The organism is Pseudomonas sp. CAM1A (assembly GCF_047501685.1).
GTDB lineage: Bacteria > Pseudomonadota > Gammaproteobacteria > Pseudomonadales > Pseudomonadaceae > Aquipseudomonas.
Window position 1 is genome coordinate 130,377 of the sequence record NZ_JBFNXP010000004.1, and the last position, 15,855, is coordinate 146,231.

The following is a 15,855-nucleotide window of genomic DNA, read 5'->3' on the forward strand; positions in this document are numbered from 1 at the left end:
ACAGTTGCCGGCTGAGGATCTCGACCGCAAAGTCATGGAACCTAAAGGTCAAAGCCGGAGCCACCATGACACAGGAACGCCGCCGCTCCCCAGTAACAGCATTGCTGGCGACGGACAGACAAAGATCGACTCTGTACCATCAGGCGCGCGACAATGGAAGTGCGTTCTCTTATTCAGCTTTCGGACATGACCCGGTCGATAACGGAAAGGTCTCCTTGCTGGGATTCACAGGTGAACCACGCACAAATCAAGGCTATTACTTACTTGGGAGAGGCTATCGCTGCTATAACTCAACCTTGATGCGTTTCAATTCGCCAGATAGCTATAGCCCATTCGGCAGCGGTGGCTTGAACGCGTATATATTCTGCGAAGGCGACCCAATCAACTACACTGACCCAACCGGCCATATGCGTCGCTCTTCAAGCACGTCTTCTCTTCCAAGCTACGACGCCCCCCCGAGTTTCAGCGTCGCCACACGACCAAGAAATCCGATACCAAGCGCAAGCTCAGTTTTTGAGCAGCCTCCTGGCTACTACGCCCCCTATGCACCACCTCAAAACCCTTATGACCCCTCTGCACCCGCTTATGACCAATATGAGCCTTCGGCCCCACCTATCACTAATGACATATCTCTCGCACCAAGCACAGTAACAGCGCCTACGACGCAACGCCCTTCATTAAGCATGAAACAACTTAAGAAAGAGCAATCCTATAAAAAGACAATTGATAAAAACACTGCAAAACAGAAAGAACTGAAAAAAAACATCCGCAAGACGCAGAACTATATAAATCATCACACTCTAGGATCTTACGAAAGTAGAAACGGCACTCGACAACTTAACGACCTAATACAGCAGCACGAACAGCTATCAGAAAGCACTCGAATTTTACATCAGAAAATAGACAACCTCAGACAGGGACAGTAACATTCCAAATAGCAAAGCCCCTAATTGGGGCTTTGCCAGGCTATTTATCTAGGCCGCACTAAACGTCTTATGCGGATCAATCACAAACTTCTTCGGCACCCCCGCGTCAAACTCCCCATACCCCTCCGGCGCCTGATCCAGGCTGATCACCTGCACCCCCACCACTTCGGCGATATTGATGCGATCCCACATGATCGCCTGCATCAACTGGCGGTTGTACTTCATGGTCGGGGTCTGCCCAGTGTGGAAGCTGTGGGACTTGGCCCAACCCAGGCCGAAACGAATGCTCAGGGCACCAATCTTGGCGGCGGCATCCACCGCGCCCGGGTCTTCGGTCACGTACAGGCCCGGGATACCGATGTTGCCGGCGACGCGGGTCACCTGCATCAGTGAGTTGAGCACGGTGGCCGGGGCTTCGTGCTTGGCGCCTTCGTGGCCATGGCCACGGGCCTCGAAGCCCACCGCATCGACGGCGCAATCCACTTCCGGCTCGCCGAGGATATCGACGATCTGCTCGTGCAGCGGGGTGTCCTTGGACAGGTCGACCACTTCGAAGCCCTGGGACTTGGCGTGGGCCAAGCGCAACGGGTTGAGATCGCCGACGATCACGCAGGCGGCGCCCAGCAGGCGGGCGGACGCTGCGGCGGCCAGGCCAACCGGGCCGGCACCTGCGACATACACCGTGCTGCCTGGGCCAACACCTGCGGTGACAGCGCCGTGGTAACCGGTTGGGAGGATATCGGACAGGCAGGTCAGGTCGCGGATCTTCTCCATGGCCTTGTCGCGGTCAGGCAGTTTCAGCAGGTTGAAGTCGGCGTACGGCACCAGCACATATTCGGCCTGGCCGCCGGTCCAGTCACCCATGTCGACGTAGCCGTAGGCGCCGCCGGCGCGGGCCGGGTTGACGGTGAGGCAGACGCCGGTGTGCATCTCTTTGCACGAGCGGCAGCGCCCGCAGGCGACGTTGAAGGGTACCGACACCAGATCGCCGATTTTCAGGCGCTCGACGTCACGGCCCATTTCGACGATTTCACCGGTGATTTCATGGCCCAGCACCAGGCCGACCTGGGCGGTGGTACGGCCACGGACCATGTGCTGGTCGGAGCCGCAGATGTTGGTGGAGACCACCTTGAGGATGACACCGTGCTCGATCTTCTTGCCGCGCGGGTCCTGCATCTTGGGGTAGTCGATCTTCTGCACCTCGACCTTGCCCGCGCCGAGATACACCACTCCACGGTTACCAGACATGCTCTTACCTCGCTTGATTTGTATTTATGCAGCGGTGGTGGAAAGCGCCGCCTTCCGTGGGCGGCCTGTGTTACTGGAATGAAGGGATTGTGGGCTTGATGGGGGATGGGGCGGTGACTGGATGCGACAGGAGGATGCCTGTTTGCGGCGCACCATCTGTCGTAAAAAAACCATCGCGGGGCAAGCCCGCTCCCACATACAGCGTGGGAGCGGGCTTGCCCCGCGATGGTTTCGGTTTAGAGAACGACAGTACGATTGGCGTTCAGGAACACCCTTCTTTCAATGTGGTAGCCCACCGCCCGCGCCAGGGTCAGGCACTCGATGTCCCGCCCCTTGGCGATCAGGTCTTCCGGGTAGTGGCTGTGGTCCACCACCTCCACGCCCTGGGCGATGATCGGCCCTTCGTCCAGGTCGTTGTTGATGTAGTGCGCGGTGGCACCCACCATCTTCACGCCCTTGTTGTAGGCCTGGTGATACGGCTTGGCGCCCTTGAACCCAGGCAGCAGCGAGTGGTGGATGTTGATCGCCCAGCCATCCAGCCGGCGGCACAGCTCCGGCGACAGCACCTGCATGTAGCGGGCGAGGATCACCAGTTCGGCACCGCTCTCCTCGATCACCTGCAACACCTTGCGCTCCTGCGCCGGCTTGTCGTTCGGGTCGAGGGCGAAATGGTAATAGGGAATCTTGTGCCAGTGCGCCAAGGGCTCCAGGTCGGGGTGGTTGGACACCACCGCGACCACGTCCATGGCCAGTTGGCCGATACGCTGGCGATACAGCAGGTCGTTCAGGCAGTGGTCGGCCTTGGACACCATGATCACCACCTTGGGGCGGTGGTTGGGCGCGGTCAGCTCGAAGGCCATGCCGAAGGCTTCGCTGCGTTCGGCGAGGCCGGCACGGAAGCCGGCCTCGTCGAAGCCGTCCGCGGCGCGGAACTCCACGCGAATGAAGAACCGCCCCGACAGACGGTCATCGAAGGAATGGTGCTCGGTGACGTAGCAGCGCTGCTCGTAGAGGTGACGCGTCACCACATCGACCGTGCCGAGCATGCTCGGGCAGTCGGCGGTGAGAATCCAGGTGTCCGGTGCCCGACTCATGGTGCTGCTCCTTACGCTTCGATGGCCAGGCCGTACTCGGCCGACGCGTCCTGCAGCCACAGCCACCAGTAGTCGGAGAAGCTGCGGCGGATCACCAGCTCCCAGGTGTCCTCGGCGGTGCGGCGGATCACCAGCTGCGACTTGGCGAACACGGTGCCGACGGCCTTGCCGACCGGGAAGTTGTTCGGGTGTACATCATAGCTGGTGGATTTCATCAGCACGTCGCGCACGTTGGGGCCGCGCAGTTCGAGCAGGGTCTGCCCGCCGGTGACGTTGACCACCTGGACATGCTGGCCGTCGAGGGCGTCGCGCAGCTTCTGCTCCACGGCGAACTCCTGGCCGCCGGGAACGATCAGCAGCCACTCGTCCGGGCCGACCCACTGCAGCGACATCTCGCTGTTGGCGACCACGGTCAGGGCCACCGGCAGCTCCAGCCCCAGGGCCTTGTGTACACCGCCGGCGAAGGCCTGGTCATGGCCGTCGCCACGCAGGGTCAGGTGGCCGAGGAGTTTCTTCTCGCGCAGGGTCACGCCTGCGTTCTTGCGGCCCTTGCCGACCAGGCTGGCCAGGTCGGCGTGGTGCAGCGGCGACTGGGCCTTGGCCTCAGGGCCCGGGTTTTGCTGGAAGACGTTGATAGCGCTCATTTCTTACCTGCCTTGAATTCTTGTGCGAGGAACCACACTGACCTCGTGGGAGCGGGCTTGCCCCGCGATAGCGGCATCAAGGCCACCATCGCATCGCGAGGCAAGCTCGCTCCCACAAAAGATCCCGTCATCGCGGAATCAAACGTTCTGCCGCTCACCCTTCGGATCGAAGAACACCGAAGACACGATCTCGGCCTCGATCACGCTGCCATCGGCCTGCGGCGAATACACCCGCTCGCCCATGCGCTTGAGACCACCCTTGACCACGCCCATCGCGAACGAATAACCCAGGGAGTTGGCCGCGTAGCTGGAGGTGACGTGACCGACCATGTCCATCGGGATCGGCTGCTTGGGGTCGAACACCAGCTGGGCGCCCTCCGGCAGCCACACGTTCGGGTCCACGGGCTTGAGGCCCACCAGCTGCTTGCGATTGTCGCGGGTGGTGTCCTCACGGTTCATGCCACGCAGGCCGATCCACGAGAAGGTCTTGTTGCGGCCCACGCACCAGCTCATGTTGAGGTCGTCCGGGGTCATCGAGCCGTCGGTGTCCTGGCCGACGATGATGAAACCCTTCTCGGCGCGCAGCACGTGCATGGTCTCGGTGCCGTACGGGGTCAGGTTGTACTTTTTCCCGGCCTCGACGATCTGCTCCAGCACGCCCATGGCGTAGTTGGCCTGCACGTTGATCTCGTACGACAGCTCGCCGGTGAACGAGATGCGGAACACCCGCGCCGGTACGCCGCCGACCAGGCCTTCCTTCCAGCTCATGAACGGGAAGCCTTCCTTGTCCAGGTCGATGTCGCTGACCTCGGCCAGCAGCTTGCGGCTGTTGGGGCCGGACAGGGTCATGGTCGCCCAGTGGTCGGTGACCGAGGTGAAGAACACCTTCATCTCTGGCCATTCGGTCTGGTGGTACAGCTCCAGCCACTGCAGCACGCGGGCGGCGCCGCCGGTGGTGGTGGTCATGATGAAGTGGTTGTCGCCGACGCAGGCGGTCACGCCGTCATCGAAGACCATGCCGTCTTCCTTGCACATCAGGCCGTAGCGGGCCTTGCCCACGTCGAGCTTGGTCCAGGCGTTGCTGTAGATGCGGTTGAGGAACTCGCGGGCGTCCGCGCCCTGGATGTCGATCTTGCCCAGGGTCGAGGCGTCGAGCAGGCCGACGCTGTCACGCACGGCCTTGCATTCGCGGGCCACGGCGGTGTGGATATCTTCGCCCGGTTTGGGGAAGTACCACGGGCGCTTCCATTGGCCGACGTCCTCGAACTCGGCGCCGTTCTTGACGTGCCAGGCATGCAGGGCGGTGAAGCGCACCGGCTCGAACAGGTGCCCGCAATGCCGGCCCGCCACCGCGCCGAAGGTCACCGGCGTGTAGTTGGGGCGGAACATGGTGGTGCCCATTTCTGGGATGCCTATCCCGAGCGAACGGGCGGCGATGGCCAGGCCGTTGATGTTGCCCAGCTTGCCCTGGTCGGTGCCGAAGCCCAGCGCGGTGTAGCGCTTGACGTGCTCGACCGACTCGAAGCCTTCGCGGGTGGCCAGCTCGATAGCGGCGGCGGTGACGTCGTTCTGCTGGTCGACGAACTGCTTCGGCGCACGGGCGGTGCCTTTATCGTGGGGCACCTGGAACAAGGCCACGGTGGCCTCTTCCTTGCGCGCCAGGGTTTTCGGCAGGGTGCCGACACTGGCCTTGAAGCCGGCCTCGGTGGCGGCGCGCACACCGCCTTCGAAACCGTCGGCGATCACGTCACCGAGGGCGTAGACACCGTTCACCCCACCGACACACACGCGCTTCTGCGGGGCATCGCCGGGCACGAAGCCGAGGATATCTTCACGCCACACCGGGCGACCGCCCAGGTGCGAGGCCAGGTGCACCACCGGGCTGTAGCCGCCGGAGGTGGCGATCAGGTCGCAGTCGAGGGTTTCACCGGGGCTGGTGACCTTGTGCGCCTGCACATCGATGGCGGCCACGCGGGCACCGGTGACGTGCTTGCTGCCCTTGGCCTCGATCACGGCGCTGGAAGTGAGAATGCGGATGCCCTTGGCACGCGCTTCCTCGACCAGCGAACCGCGTGGGTTGTGGCGGGCGTCAGCGATGGCGACCACTTGCAGACCGGCGTCGTGCCAATCCAGCGCGGCGCGGTAGGCGTGGTCGTTGTTGGTCGACAGCACCAGTTTGCGGCCCGGGGCCACGCCATAACGACGCACGTAGGTAGAGACGGCGCCAGCGAGCATGTTGCCCGGCAGGTCGTTGTTGCCGTACACCAGTGGACGCTCATGGGCGCCGGCGGCCAGCACCACGCGGTTGGCACGTACACGGTGCACGCGCTGACGCACCTGGCCGATCGGGGCGCGGTCGCCGAAGTGGTCGGTGAGGCGTTCGTGGATGGTGAGGAAGTTGTGGTCGTGGTAGCCGTTGACCGTGCTGCGCGGCAGCAGGGTGACTTCCGGCAGGCTCTCCAGCTCGGCCACCACGGCGTTGACCCAATCGGCGGCCGGTTTGCCGTCGAGGGTTTCGCGGCTGTCGAGCAAGGTGCCGCCGAACTCTTCCTGTTCATCGGCGAGGATCACCCGGGCACCGCTGCGCGCGGCGGCCAGTGCAGCGGCCAGACCGGCAGGGCCGCCGCCGACGATCAGCACGTCGCAGTGCTGGTTCATGTAGTCGTAGCTGTCCGGATCATTCTGCAGCGGTGCACGGCCGAGGCCCGCCGCCTTGCGGATGTACTTCTCGTAGGTCATCCAGAACGACTTGGGGTACATGAAGGTCTTGTAGTAGAACCCGGGCGGCATCATGCTGCCGCCGACCTTGCCGATGATGCCCATCATGTCGTTGTTGACGTTCGGCCAGCCGTTGGTGCTGGTGGCCACCAGGCCCGCGTATAAGGCCTGCTGGGTGGCGCGCACGTTGGGGATCTGGGTGGCTTCGCTGGCGCCGATCTGCAGGATCGCGTTCGGTTCTTCGGTGCCGGCGGCGATGATCCCGCGCGGGCGCGAGTACTTGAAGCTGCGCCCGACGATGTCGACGCCGTTGGCCAGCAGTGCGGCGGCCAGGGTGTCGCCGGCATAACCCTGGTAGGTCTTGCCGTTGAAGGTGAAGTTCAGCACCTTGCTGCGGTCGATACGGCCGCCGCTGGCGAGGCGATAGGTCTGGCTCATACTTTTTCCCCTTGGCCCTTGGCGGTCACTGGCGCGCTGCTCTGTTTCGAGGCGGCGGTGACCTGAGGCTTCTCGCCGATCTTGTAGGTTTCCAGAATTTCGTAGGTCACGGTGTCGCGGGTGACGTTGAAGTACTGGCGGCAGCCGGCAACGTGGTCCCACAGCTCGTGGTGGATGCCACGCGGGTTATCGCGGAAGAACATGTAGGTACCCCACTCCTCGTCGGAGCAGGCGTTCGGGTCCAGCGGGCGGGCGATGTGGGCCTGGCCAGACGCGTGGAATTCTTCCTCGGAGCGCAGCTCGCCGCAGTGGGGACAGAAGATGTGCAACATGACGGTTGTCTCCGGGGTCAGTGGGCGACGGCAGCGGCGCCGTGTTCGTCGATCAGCGCGCCGTTGTAGAAACGGTCGATGGAGAAAGGCGCGGCCAGCGGGTGCATCTCGCCCTTGGCCAGGCTCGCGGCGAAGACGTTGCCCGAGCCCGGGGTGGCCTTGAAGCCGCCGGTGCCCCAGCCGCAGTTGAAGAACATGTTCTTCACCGGGGTCTTGGAAATGATCGGGCAGGCGTCGGGGGTGGTATCGACGATGCCGCCCCACTGACGGTTCATGCGCACCCGGGAGAGGATCGGGAACATCTCGACGATCGCCTGCAGGGTGTGCTCGATGACCGGGTAGGAGCCGCGCTGGCCGTAGCCGACCCAGCCATCGATACCGGCGCCGATCACCAGGTCGCCCTTGTCGGACTGGCTGATGTAACCGTGCACGGCGTTGGACATGATCACGCTGTCGATGATCGGCTTGATCGGCTCCGATACCAGCGCCTGCAGCGGGTGCGACTCCAGCGGCAGGCGGAAGCCGGCCAGCTTGGCCATGTGCCCGGAGTTACCGGCGGTGACCACGCCGACGCGCTTGGCGCCGATGAAGCCCTTGTTGGTCTCGACGCCGATTACTGCGCCGTTTTCTTTACGGAAGCCAATCACTTCGGTCTGCTGGATCAGGTCCACGCCCAGGGCGTCGGCGGCCCGGGCGAAGCCCCAGGCCACAGCGTCGTGGCGGGCCACCCCGCCACGCCGTTGCACGGTGGCGCCGAGGATCGGGTAGCGGGTGTTCTTCGAGCAGTCCAGGTAGGGGATCTCGGCCGCCACCTGTTCGGTACGGATCAGCTCGCCGTCGACGCCGTTGAGGCGGTTGGCGTTGACCCGACGCTCGGAGTCACGAATGTCCTGCAGGGTGTGGCACAGGTTGTAGACGCCGCGCTGGGAGAACATCACGTTGTAGTTGATGTCCTGCGAGAGGCCTTCCCACAGCTTCATGGCGTGCTCGTACAGGTGCGCCGACTCGTCCCACAGGTAGTTGGAACGCACGATGGTGGTGTTGCGGGCGGTGTTGCCGCCGCCCAGGTAACCCTTCTCGATCACCGCCACGTTGGTGATGCCGTGCTCCTTGGCCAGGTAGTAGGCGGTGGCCAGGCCATGGCCGCCACCGCCAACGATGACCACGTCGTAGACCTTCTTCGGCGTCGGCGTGCGCCACATGCGCTGCCAGTTCTCGTGGTGGCTGAGGGAGTGCTTGAAGAGGCCGAAGCCCGAATAACGTTGCATGGTGTTCTGCTCCACTCAGCGGTAGACCGGGAAGTCGGCGCACAGCGCGGCGACGTTCTTGGCCACATCGGCCTCGACATCGGCGTCGCCCAGGTTGTCCAGCACATCGCAGATCCAGCCGGCCAGCGCCACGCACTGGGCAACCTTGAAGCCGCGGGTGGTGACGGCCGGGGTGCCGATGCGCAGGCCCGAGGTGACGAACGGCGACTGCGGGTCGTTGGGCACGGCGTTCTTGTTGACGGTGATATGGGCGCGGCCCAGGGCGGCGTCGGCGTCCTTGCCGGTCAGGCCCTGGCGGATCAGGCTGACCAGGAACAGGTGGTTGTCGGTACCGCCGGAGACCACGTCGTAGCCGCGGTCGATGAACACCTGGGCCATGGCCTGGGCGTTTTCAATGACTTGTTTCTGATAGGCCTTGAAGCCAGGCTCAAGCGCTTCCTTGAAGCACACCGCCTTGGCGGCGATCACGTGCATCAGCGGGCCGCCCTGGGCACCGGGGAACACGGCGGCGTTGAGCTTCTTCTCGATCTCTTCGTTGGACCTGGCCAGGATCAGGCCGCCACGCGGACCGCGCAGGGTCTTGTGGGTGGTGGTGGTGACCACGTCGGCGAAGGGGATCGGGTTGGGGTACAGGCCGGCGGCAACCAGGCCGGCGACGTGGGCCATGTCGACGAACAGCAGCGCCCCGACTTTATCGGCGATCTGGCGAAAACGCGGGAAATCCAGGGTCTTGGAGTAGGCCGAGAAGCCGGCGACGATCATCTTCGGCTTGTGCTCCACGGCCAGGCGCTCGACCTCGTCGTAGTCGATCAGGCCGGTGTCGGTATTGATGCCATATTGAACAGCGTTGTACAGCTTGCCCGAGGACGACACCTTGGCGCCATGGGTCAGGTGGCCGCCGTGGGCCAGGCTCATGCCCAGGATGGTGTCGCCGGCCTGCAGCAGGGCCAGGTACACCGCGCTGTTGGCCGAGGAACCGGAGTGCGGCTGGACGTTGGCGTAGTCGGCGCCGAACAGCTGCTTGGCGCGCTCGATGGCCAGCGCCTCGACTTTGTCCACATGCTCGCAGCCACCGTAGTAGCGCTTGCCCGGGTAGCCTTCGGCGTACTTGTTGGTCAGGCCGCTGCCCTGGGCCTGCATCACGCGCTTGCTGGTGTAGTTCTCCGAGGCGATCAGCTCGATGTGATCTTCCTGGCGCTGCTCCTCGGCATTCATCGCCGCCAGCAGTGCGTCGTCATAACCCTGGATCTGGTCTTGCTTGCTGAACATCGTGTATCTCCCGGCAGCGATCGTTTCTTGTCTGGTGAGGGTTTTCCCACCCTTTGCAGCGATGGTATGACCGGGCACGGCGGTACAGATGCCTGCGCGCGCCTTGCAATGGCGCGTTTACGACATTGCTCCCCAGGGCCAGCCAAGGCTTGTATAGGCAACCCTCGAATCGATGGTTTAGAGTGCGTGCCTGCGTCGTAAAAAGGACAGGCGTCATGACCAATAACAACCAGCAATTCGCCAGCGACAACTATTCCGGCATCTGCCCCGAAGCCTGGGCCGCGATGGAAAAGGCCAACCAGGGCCACGAACGCGCCTACGGCGACGACCAGTGGACCGAACGCGCCTCGGAGTACTTCCGCAAGCTGTTCGAGACCGACTGCGAAGTGTTCTTCGCCTTCAACGGCACCGCCGCCAACTCCCTGGCCCTGGCCTCGCTGTGCCAGAGCTACCACAGCGTGATCTGCTCCGAGACCGCCCACGTCGAAACCGACGAATGCGGCGCGCCGGAGTTCTTCTCCAACGGCTCCAAGCTGCTCACCGCGCCCAGCGTCAACGGCAAGCTCACCCCCGAGTCGATCCGCGAAGTGGCACTCAAGCGCCAGGACATCCACTACCCCAAGCCGCGGGTGGTGACCCTTACCCAGGCCACCGAAGTGGGCACCGTCTACCGCCCCGACGAGCTCAAGGCGATCAGCGCCACCTGCAAGGAACTGGGCCTGAACCTGCACATGGACGGCGCGCGCTTCACCAATGCCTGCGCTTTCCTCGGCTGTTCGCCGGCCGAACTGACCTGGAAGTCTGGCGTCGATGTGCTGTGCTTTGGCGGCACCAAGAACGGCATGGCGGTGGGCGAGGCAATCCTGTTCTTCAACCGCGCCCTGGCAGAAGATTTCGACTACCGCTGCAAGCAGGCCGGACAGTTGGCGTCGAAGATGCGCTTCCTGTCGGCACCCTGGGTCGGGCTGCTCGAAGACGGCGCCTGGATGCGCCATGGCCAGCACGCCAACCACTGCGCGCAGCTGCTGGCATCGCTTGTGAGTGACCTGCCGGGAGTGGAGCTGATGTTCCCGGTGGAGGCCAACGGGGTGTTCCTGCAGATGCCGGAACCTGCGCTGGAGGCGCTGCGCAACAAAGGCTGGCGTTTCTATACCTTCATCGGTAGCGGTGGTGCGCGGTTCATGTGCTCGTGGGATACCCAGGAATCGCGCGTGCGGGAGTTGGCGGCGGATATCCGCGCGATCTTCGGCGCCTGATCAATCGCCATCGCGGGGCTAGCCCGCTCCCACGCCATTCCAAAGCGCTTGTGGGAGCGGGCTTGCCCCGCGATCAGCTAGAGACGGAAGCCTCCCATCTGCCGCGCCAGGTCATCGGCCAACCCACGCAACGCCTGGCATTCTTCTCGGCACCCCTGCACCTCAGCCGCTGTCTGCCGCGCCAGGTCGGAAATCCCCTGCACCGTCCGGTTGATCTCCTCGGTCACCGCCGACTGTTCCTCGGTGGCGGTGGCCACCTGCTCGTTCATGCCGCTGATGCGCTCGACCTGATCGGTGATAGCGCCCAGCGAGGTGCCGGTACGCTGGCTCGACTCGACGCCGTTGCCGGTGGCCGTTTGACCGGCCTGCATCGACGCAACTGCCATGCCGGCGCCGTGCTTGAGGCGCTGGATCATCTGCTGCACTTCGTCGGTGGACACCTGGGTACGCCGCGCCAAGGTGCGCACTTCATCGGCGACAACCGCGAAGCCCCGCCCCATCTCGCCGGCCCGCGCTGCCTCGATGGCGGCGTTGAGCGCCAGCAGGTTGGTCTGCTCGGAAATGCTGCGGATCACCGCCAGCACTTCATCGATCGAGGCAACCTCGTCGGCCAGCTGCGTCACGGCCTCGGCGGCGCGACCAATCTCCCCGGACATGCCCTCGATGTTGTGGATGGAGCGGCGCACCACTTCCCGCGCCTGCAGTGCCTCATCCCGCGCCGATTGCGAGGCGTGGGCGGCGGAGCCGGCGTTCTGGGCGATATCCTGCACGGTCAGGCCCATCTCGTGCACGGCGGTGGCGACCATCTCGGTCATTTCCTGCTGGCGGCCCGAGCGCTCGGCGGTGTTGTCCACCACCTGGGTCACCTGCTCCACCGACTGGTGCAGGCGTTCAGTGGTGCGCAGCACCTCGCCGATCAGACCGCGCTGGCTGTCGAGGAAACGATTGAAGCCTCGGGCCAGGTCGCCCAGTTCGTCCTGGCGCGCATCGTCCAGGCGATGGCTGAGGTCGCCCGCACCACTGCCAATCTGCACCAGCGCCGCCGTGACCTGGCGGATCGGCCGCACCAGCCCGCGCGCCAGCAGCACCACCAGCAACAACGAAATCAGCGCCACGCCGCCGCCAATCAGGCAGGTCTGCCAGATTGCCTGGCGTGCCTGGGCGTAGATCTCGGCTTCCGGCACCTCGGCCACCAGCGTCCAGTTCAGGTCGCGCAATGGCAAGCCCAAGGCCAGGTAGTCCGCGCCATCACGCTGGAAACGGCTGCTGCGCAGGCCCTCGCCGCCCACCAGCACAGCCTTCGCCGCCTCGACGTCCAGTTGCTCGGCAAGTTGACGCTTGCCGCTGAACTGCTGGTCGGGATGGACCTGGATCAGCCCGTCGTTGCGCACCAGGAACACCTTGCCGTGCTCGCCGAAGCTGAAGTCGTGGATCAGCTTCGACAGCTCGGTCATGCGCAGGCCCATGCCGGCTACACCGACCAGCTGGCCATCCTTCTCGACCCGGTAGTCGATGAACAGCGCCAGCTCGCCGGTGGAGCCGTCGATATCGATGTTGATCAGGCGCTCAGCGCCACTGTCGATGTAGCCGTAGAACCACTTGTCCTTGGGGTTGGCACGGCTGAGGGTGCGGTCCAGGCCTTTTTCGTTGTAGTAGTTGCCGCTCACTGCGGAGGCGAACAGAGTGGTAAAGGCGTGGTTGCGCTGCTTGGCCGCGTCCAGGTATTCGATGAAGCGCGGCAGTTCGGCCGGGGTTTCACCGGCGGCCAGCCAGTCACGCAGGAGGGTGTTGCCAGCGATGTCCGCCGCCGCCACCAGCGGCTGGCCGAGCATGCGCTCGATATCGTTGCGGATGGCCTCGACGCTGGCCGGCAGCGCCGTGTCGACCAGGTAGCGTTCGGTGAGGCGATTGAGCGCCACCGTGTAGATCGCCACCACCACCAGGATGCTCGCCAGCAGGGCGGCGCCCATGCTCGCGATCAATTGCCACTGGATACTCCGCTGCCAGATACGCATATCCCACTCCCCGATAATTATTGTTTTTCGGGAAGTGTATACACTTAAGTATCCAGTTGTTCCAGTGATCTGCGACAGGATGGCCGCCACCATCGCGGGGCAGGTCGGGTCGCCGCATCGTCGCTCCCACGAAGCCCCGCCATGACATCACTCAGACGTCGGAGACGGCCTTGCTGATGGCATCGACCGTAGCGTCGATCTGCGCCTGGGTGCGCTCGAGGGTGCGGTCGTGCTCGCGCTGCAGTTCGATCTGCTTGGAGCACAGGTTCAGGGCGGCCAGCACCAGCAGCTTGTCGCCGATCAGCGTCGGGTAGCTGCGCTTGGTCTCGGCCAGCGCGACATTGAGCATGCGCACGGCCTGGTTCAGGGTTTCTTCCTGGCCCTCGGGAGCCTTCAGCGAATAGTCGTTGCCCAGGATCGACACGACGTTGACCGGCTGCGCTTGCAGTCTCATGCGTTCACGACACCTGCGCTGGCGCGCTCGACCAAGGCCTGGATGCGCGCGGCGGTGGCGCCGTGCTTCTCTTCCTGTTCCATCAGCGACAACTGCAGGCTGTCGTTTTCTTCCTTGGCCTGGGCCAGTTCCTGGCTGAGGCTGGCGTTCTGCTCGGCCAGCTGTGCGTTCTTGTGCATCAGGTCGCTGACCAGTTGCTCGAGTTGATTCAGGGAAGTTTCCAACATGCGTCTATCTCGGTTGTTGCAAAGGGCGCACACGATAAGGAAAAACCTGCGCCCCCGCCATTAAATATCGGATTCAAAAGGTGTTTGCCGGGTTCAGGTTGACTCAGGATCACCGCGCTTGTTCCGACCTGGATCAACCGCTGGTCAGGAAAATAGTTAGCTGCCTCACAATTTCATCGCGTCAGCCTAAAGACTGGCCGGTCACGACCGATAGGCAGGCAGGTCTTCTTCCGTCGCATGGATCGCGGCACCTCTTCTGCCTTGGAAACCGCCTCCATGTCCTTACGCAATATGAATATCGCGCCCCGCGCGTTGCTCGGGTTCGCCGTGATCGGTGTGCTGATGCTCGGCCTGGGTATCTTCTCGCTGATCCAGATGGGCAACATCCGCCAGGCCGGCGTGACCATCGAAGAAGTCAGCGTGCCCAGCATCAAGACTCTCGACGAGCTGACCGCACTGAATCTGCGCCTGCGCACCCTCTCCTACCGCCTGCTGCTCAACCGCGAGCCGGCCACCCAGCAAGACACCCTGCGCCTGCTGGACGAGCGCAACGCGCAGATCGACAAGGCGCGCCGCGCCTACGAGCCGCTGGTGACCGCCGCCGACGAGAAAGCCGCCTTCGACCAGTACGGCCTGCTGCTCAACCAGTACCGCCAGCTCGAGGCGCGCATGCGCAGCCTGAGCCAGGCCGGCGACCTCGATGCCCTGCGTGACCTGCTCAACCGCGACCTGCTGGACAACTCCGAGCAGATCAACAAGGTCATGGACGCGCTGGTGCGCATCAACACCGACCAGACCAGCGCCACCAACGCCCAGGCGGCCGAGCAGTACAGCGGCGCCTTCGCCCTGGTGATCAGCCTGCTGGTGGCGGCCACGGTGCTGACCTTGCTGTTCGCCTTCCTGCTCACCCGCAGCATCGTCAAGCCCATCGACGAGGCGCTCAAGGCCGCCGAGCAGATCGCCGAAGGCGACCTGACCCACAGCATTCACGCCGACGGCACCGACGAAGCCGCGCGCCTGCTCAAGGCCATGGCCAAGATGCAGGACAAGCTGCGCGATACCCTGCAACTGATCGCCGGCTCCGCCACCCAGCTGGCCTCCGCCGCCGAAGAGCTGAACAGCGTCACCGACGAAAGCGCCCGTGGCCTGCAGCAGCAGAACAACGAGATCGAGCAGGCCGCCACCGCCGTTACGGAAATGACCAGCGCCGTCGAAGAAGTGGCACGCAATGCGGTCAGCACCTCGGAAGCATCCAGCGAAGCCAGCCGCTCAGCTGGCGATGGCCGCGACCTGGTACTGGAGACCGTGGGCGCCATCGAGCGCATGAGCGGCGATGTGCAGGCCACCGCCAAGCTGATCGCCCACCTGGCCGAGCAGTCCCGCGATATCGGCAAGGTACTGGACGTGATCCGCGGCCTGGCCGACCAGACCAACCTGCTGGCGCTCAACGCCGCCATCGAGGCAGCCCGCGCCGGCGAGGCAGGCCGTGGTTTTGCCGTGGTCGCCGACGAGGTACGCGCCCTGGCCCACCGCACCCAGCAATCCACCAGCGAGATCGAGCGGATGATCGGCAGCATCCAGGGCGGTACCGAGCAGGCCGTGGACTCGATGCGCACCAGCACCGAGCGCGCCGAATCGACCCTGAACATCGCCCGTGGCGCAGGCCTGGCGCTGGACACCATCGCCGGCGCGGTGGCGCAGATCAACGAGCGCAACCTGGTAATTGCCAGCGCCGCCGAGGAACAGGCCCAGGTGGCCCGAGAGGTGGACCGCAACCTGGTGAACATCAACGACCTGTCGGTGCAGAGCGCGACCGGCGCGCATCAGACCAGCGCGGCGAGTGCCGAGCTGTCGCGGTTGGCAGTGGATCTGAACGGGTTGGTGGCGCGGTTCCGCACCTGATCCTCAAACGCATCGCGGGGCAAGCCCGCTCCCACGCCAGGTCCAGGTTTGGCGTGGGAGCGGG

General features: G+C 64.2%; 13 protein-coding genes and 2 pseudogenes. 4 read left to right on the forward strand and 11 right to left on the reverse strand.

Annotated features, from left to right (window positions below; translation table 11 throughout):
• Positions 1–65 precede the first annotated feature (65 nt).
• Complete coding sequence (locus ABZO33_RS13475; RefSeq protein WP_414536435.1) at positions 66–926, forward strand: RHS repeat-associated core domain-containing protein; 861 nt, start codon at positions 66–68, stop codon at positions 924–926.
• Between the two features lie 48 nt (positions 927–974).
• Here the strand turns inward: ABZO33_RS13475 and fdhA are convergent, their stop codons facing one another.
• The 7 genes from fdhA to ABZO33_RS13510 form a co-directional block, all read right to left on the reverse strand.
• Positions 975–2,174 (reverse strand): formaldehyde dehydrogenase, glutathione-independent, encoded by a 1,200-nt coding sequence (gene fdhA / locus ABZO33_RS13480; RefSeq protein ID WP_046787516.1) that lies wholly within the window; start codon positions 2,172–2,174, stop codon positions 975–977.
• Positions 2,175–2,410: 236 nt separating this feature from the next.
• Complete coding sequence (gene purU / locus ABZO33_RS13485) at positions 2,411–3,268, reverse strand: formyltetrahydrofolate deformylase (protein ID WP_414536436.1); 858 nt, start codon at positions 3,266–3,268, stop codon at positions 2,411–2,413.
• A gap of 11 nt (positions 3,269–3,279) precedes the next feature.
• Positions 3,280–3,912 (reverse strand): sarcosine oxidase subunit gamma, encoded by a 633-nt coding sequence (locus tag ABZO33_RS13490; RefSeq protein WP_414536437.1) that lies wholly within the window; start codon positions 3,910–3,912, stop codon positions 3,280–3,282.
• Positions 3,913–4,050: 138 nt separating this feature from the next.
• Positions 4,051–7,068 carry a sarcosine oxidase subunit alpha gene (locus ABZO33_RS13495; protein WP_414536438.1) on the reverse strand — a complete coding sequence of 1,006 codons (3,018 nt, stop codon included), beginning with the start codon at positions 7,066–7,068 and terminating at the stop codon, positions 4,051–4,053.
• On the reverse strand, positions 7,065–7,400 hold the full coding sequence (locus ABZO33_RS13500; RefSeq protein ID WP_414536439.1) for a sarcosine oxidase subunit delta: 336 nt from the start codon (positions 7,398–7,400) through the stop codon (positions 7,065–7,067). Before ABZO33_RS13500 ends, ABZO33_RS13495 begins: the two co-directional genes overlap by 4 nt.
• A 17-nt stretch (positions 7,401–7,417) precedes the next feature.
• Entirely contained in the window at positions 7,418–8,668 is a 1,251-nt protein-coding gene (locus tag ABZO33_RS13505) for a sarcosine oxidase subunit beta family protein (protein WP_046857448.1), read from the reverse strand.
• Between the two features lie 15 nt (positions 8,669–8,683).
• Complete coding sequence (locus ABZO33_RS13510; RefSeq protein ID WP_414536440.1) at positions 8,684–9,937, reverse strand: serine hydroxymethyltransferase; 1,254 nt, start codon at positions 9,935–9,937, stop codon at positions 8,684–8,686.
• A gap of 215 nt (positions 9,938–10,152) precedes the next feature.
• On the opposite strand from ABZO33_RS13510, the gene ABZO33_RS13515 reads away from it, so the two are divergent.
• Positions 10,153–11,193, forward strand: a complete 1,041-nt coding sequence (locus ABZO33_RS13515; RefSeq protein WP_414536441.1) for a low specificity L-threonine aldolase — start codon at positions 10,153–10,155, stop codon at positions 11,191–11,193.
• A gap of 77 nt (positions 11,194–11,270) precedes the next feature.
• Here ABZO33_RS13515 and ABZO33_RS13520 read toward each other — a convergent pair whose 3' ends face one another.
• From ABZO33_RS13520 to ABZO33_RS13535, 4 genes and pseudogenes are all read right to left on the reverse strand, one after another.
• Positions 11,271–12,008: a methyl-accepting chemotaxis protein gene (locus ABZO33_RS13520; protein WP_414536554.1), complete on the reverse strand. Its 738-nt coding sequence runs from the start codon at positions 12,006–12,008 to the stop codon at positions 11,271–11,273.
• Between the two features lie 126 nt (positions 12,009–12,134).
• Positions 12,135–13,301, reverse strand: a pseudogene (locus ABZO33_RS13525) (cache domain-containing protein); the annotation flags it as partial.
• 58 nt (positions 13,302–13,359) lie between these two features.
• Positions 13,360–13,662, reverse strand: a complete 303-nt coding sequence (locus ABZO33_RS13530) for a cell division protein ZapA (protein ID WP_023630184.1) — start codon at positions 13,660–13,662, stop codon at positions 13,360–13,362.
• Positions 13,659–13,889: a hypothetical protein gene (locus ABZO33_RS13535; RefSeq protein WP_011536153.1), complete on the reverse strand. Its 231-nt coding sequence runs from the start codon at positions 13,887–13,889 to the stop codon at positions 13,659–13,661. Before ABZO33_RS13535 ends, ABZO33_RS13530 begins: the two co-directional genes overlap by 4 nt.
• Before the next feature lie 291 nt (positions 13,890–14,180).
• On the opposite strand from ABZO33_RS13535, the pseudogene ABZO33_RS13540 reads away from it, so the two are divergent.
• Together ABZO33_RS13540 and ABZO33_RS13545 are read left to right on the forward strand one after the other, a co-directional pair.
• Positions 14,181–14,936 (forward strand): annotated as a pseudogene (locus ABZO33_RS13540) (MCP four helix bundle domain-containing protein); the annotation flags it as partial.
• Positions 14,928–15,791: a methyl-accepting chemotaxis protein gene (locus ABZO33_RS13545; protein ID WP_371920989.1), complete on the forward strand. Its 864-nt coding sequence runs from the start codon at positions 14,928–14,930 to the stop codon at positions 15,789–15,791. The pseudogene ABZO33_RS13540 and the gene ABZO33_RS13545, both read left to right, overlap by 9 nt.
• The last annotated feature ends 64 nt before the right edge of the window (positions 15,792–15,855 follow it).

Coding starts and splice junctions, on each gene's coding strand:
- ABZO33_RS13475 (WP_414536435.1), top strand. CDS start 66: ATGACACAGGAACGCCGCCGCTCCCCAGTAACAGCATTGCTGGCGACG.
- fdhA (WP_046787516.1), bottom strand. CDS start 2,174: ATGTCTGGTAACCGTGGAGTGGTGTATCTCGGCGCGGGCAAGGTCGAG.
- purU (WP_414536436.1), bottom strand. CDS start 3,268: ATGAGTCGGGCACCGGACACCTGGATTCTCACCGCCGACTGCCCGAGC.
- ABZO33_RS13490 (WP_414536437.1), bottom strand. CDS start 3,912: ATGAGCGCTATCAACGTCTTCCAGCAAAACCCGGGCCCTGAGGCCAAG.
- ABZO33_RS13495 (WP_414536438.1), bottom strand. CDS start 7,068: ATGAGCCAGACCTATCGCCTCGCCAGCGGCGGCCGTATCGACCGCAGC.
- ABZO33_RS13500 (WP_414536439.1), bottom strand. CDS start 7,400: ATGTTGCACATCTTCTGTCCCCACTGCGGCGAGCTGCGCTCCGAGGAA.
- ABZO33_RS13505 (WP_046857448.1), bottom strand. CDS start 8,668: ATGCAACGTTATTCGGGCTTCGGCCTCTTCAAGCACTCCCTCAGCCAC.
- ABZO33_RS13510 (WP_414536440.1), bottom strand. CDS start 9,937: ATGTTCAGCAAGCAAGACCAGATCCAGGGTTATGACGACGCACTGCTG.
- ABZO33_RS13515 (WP_414536441.1), top strand. CDS start 10,153: ATGACCAATAACAACCAGCAATTCGCCAGCGACAACTATTCCGGCATC.
- ABZO33_RS13520 (WP_414536554.1), bottom strand. CDS start 12,008: ATGACCGAGATGGTCGCCACCGCCGTGCACGAGATGGGCCTGACCGTG.
- ABZO33_RS13530 (WP_023630184.1), bottom strand. CDS start 13,662: ATGAGACTGCAAGCGCAGCCGGTCAACGTCGTGTCGATCCTGGGCAAC.
- ABZO33_RS13535 (WP_011536153.1), bottom strand. CDS start 13,889: ATGTTGGAAACTTCCCTGAATCAACTCGAGCAACTGGTCAGCGACCTG.
- ABZO33_RS13545 (WP_371920989.1), top strand. CDS start 14,928: ATGCAGGACAAGCTGCGCGATACCCTGCAACTGATCGCCGGCTCCGCC.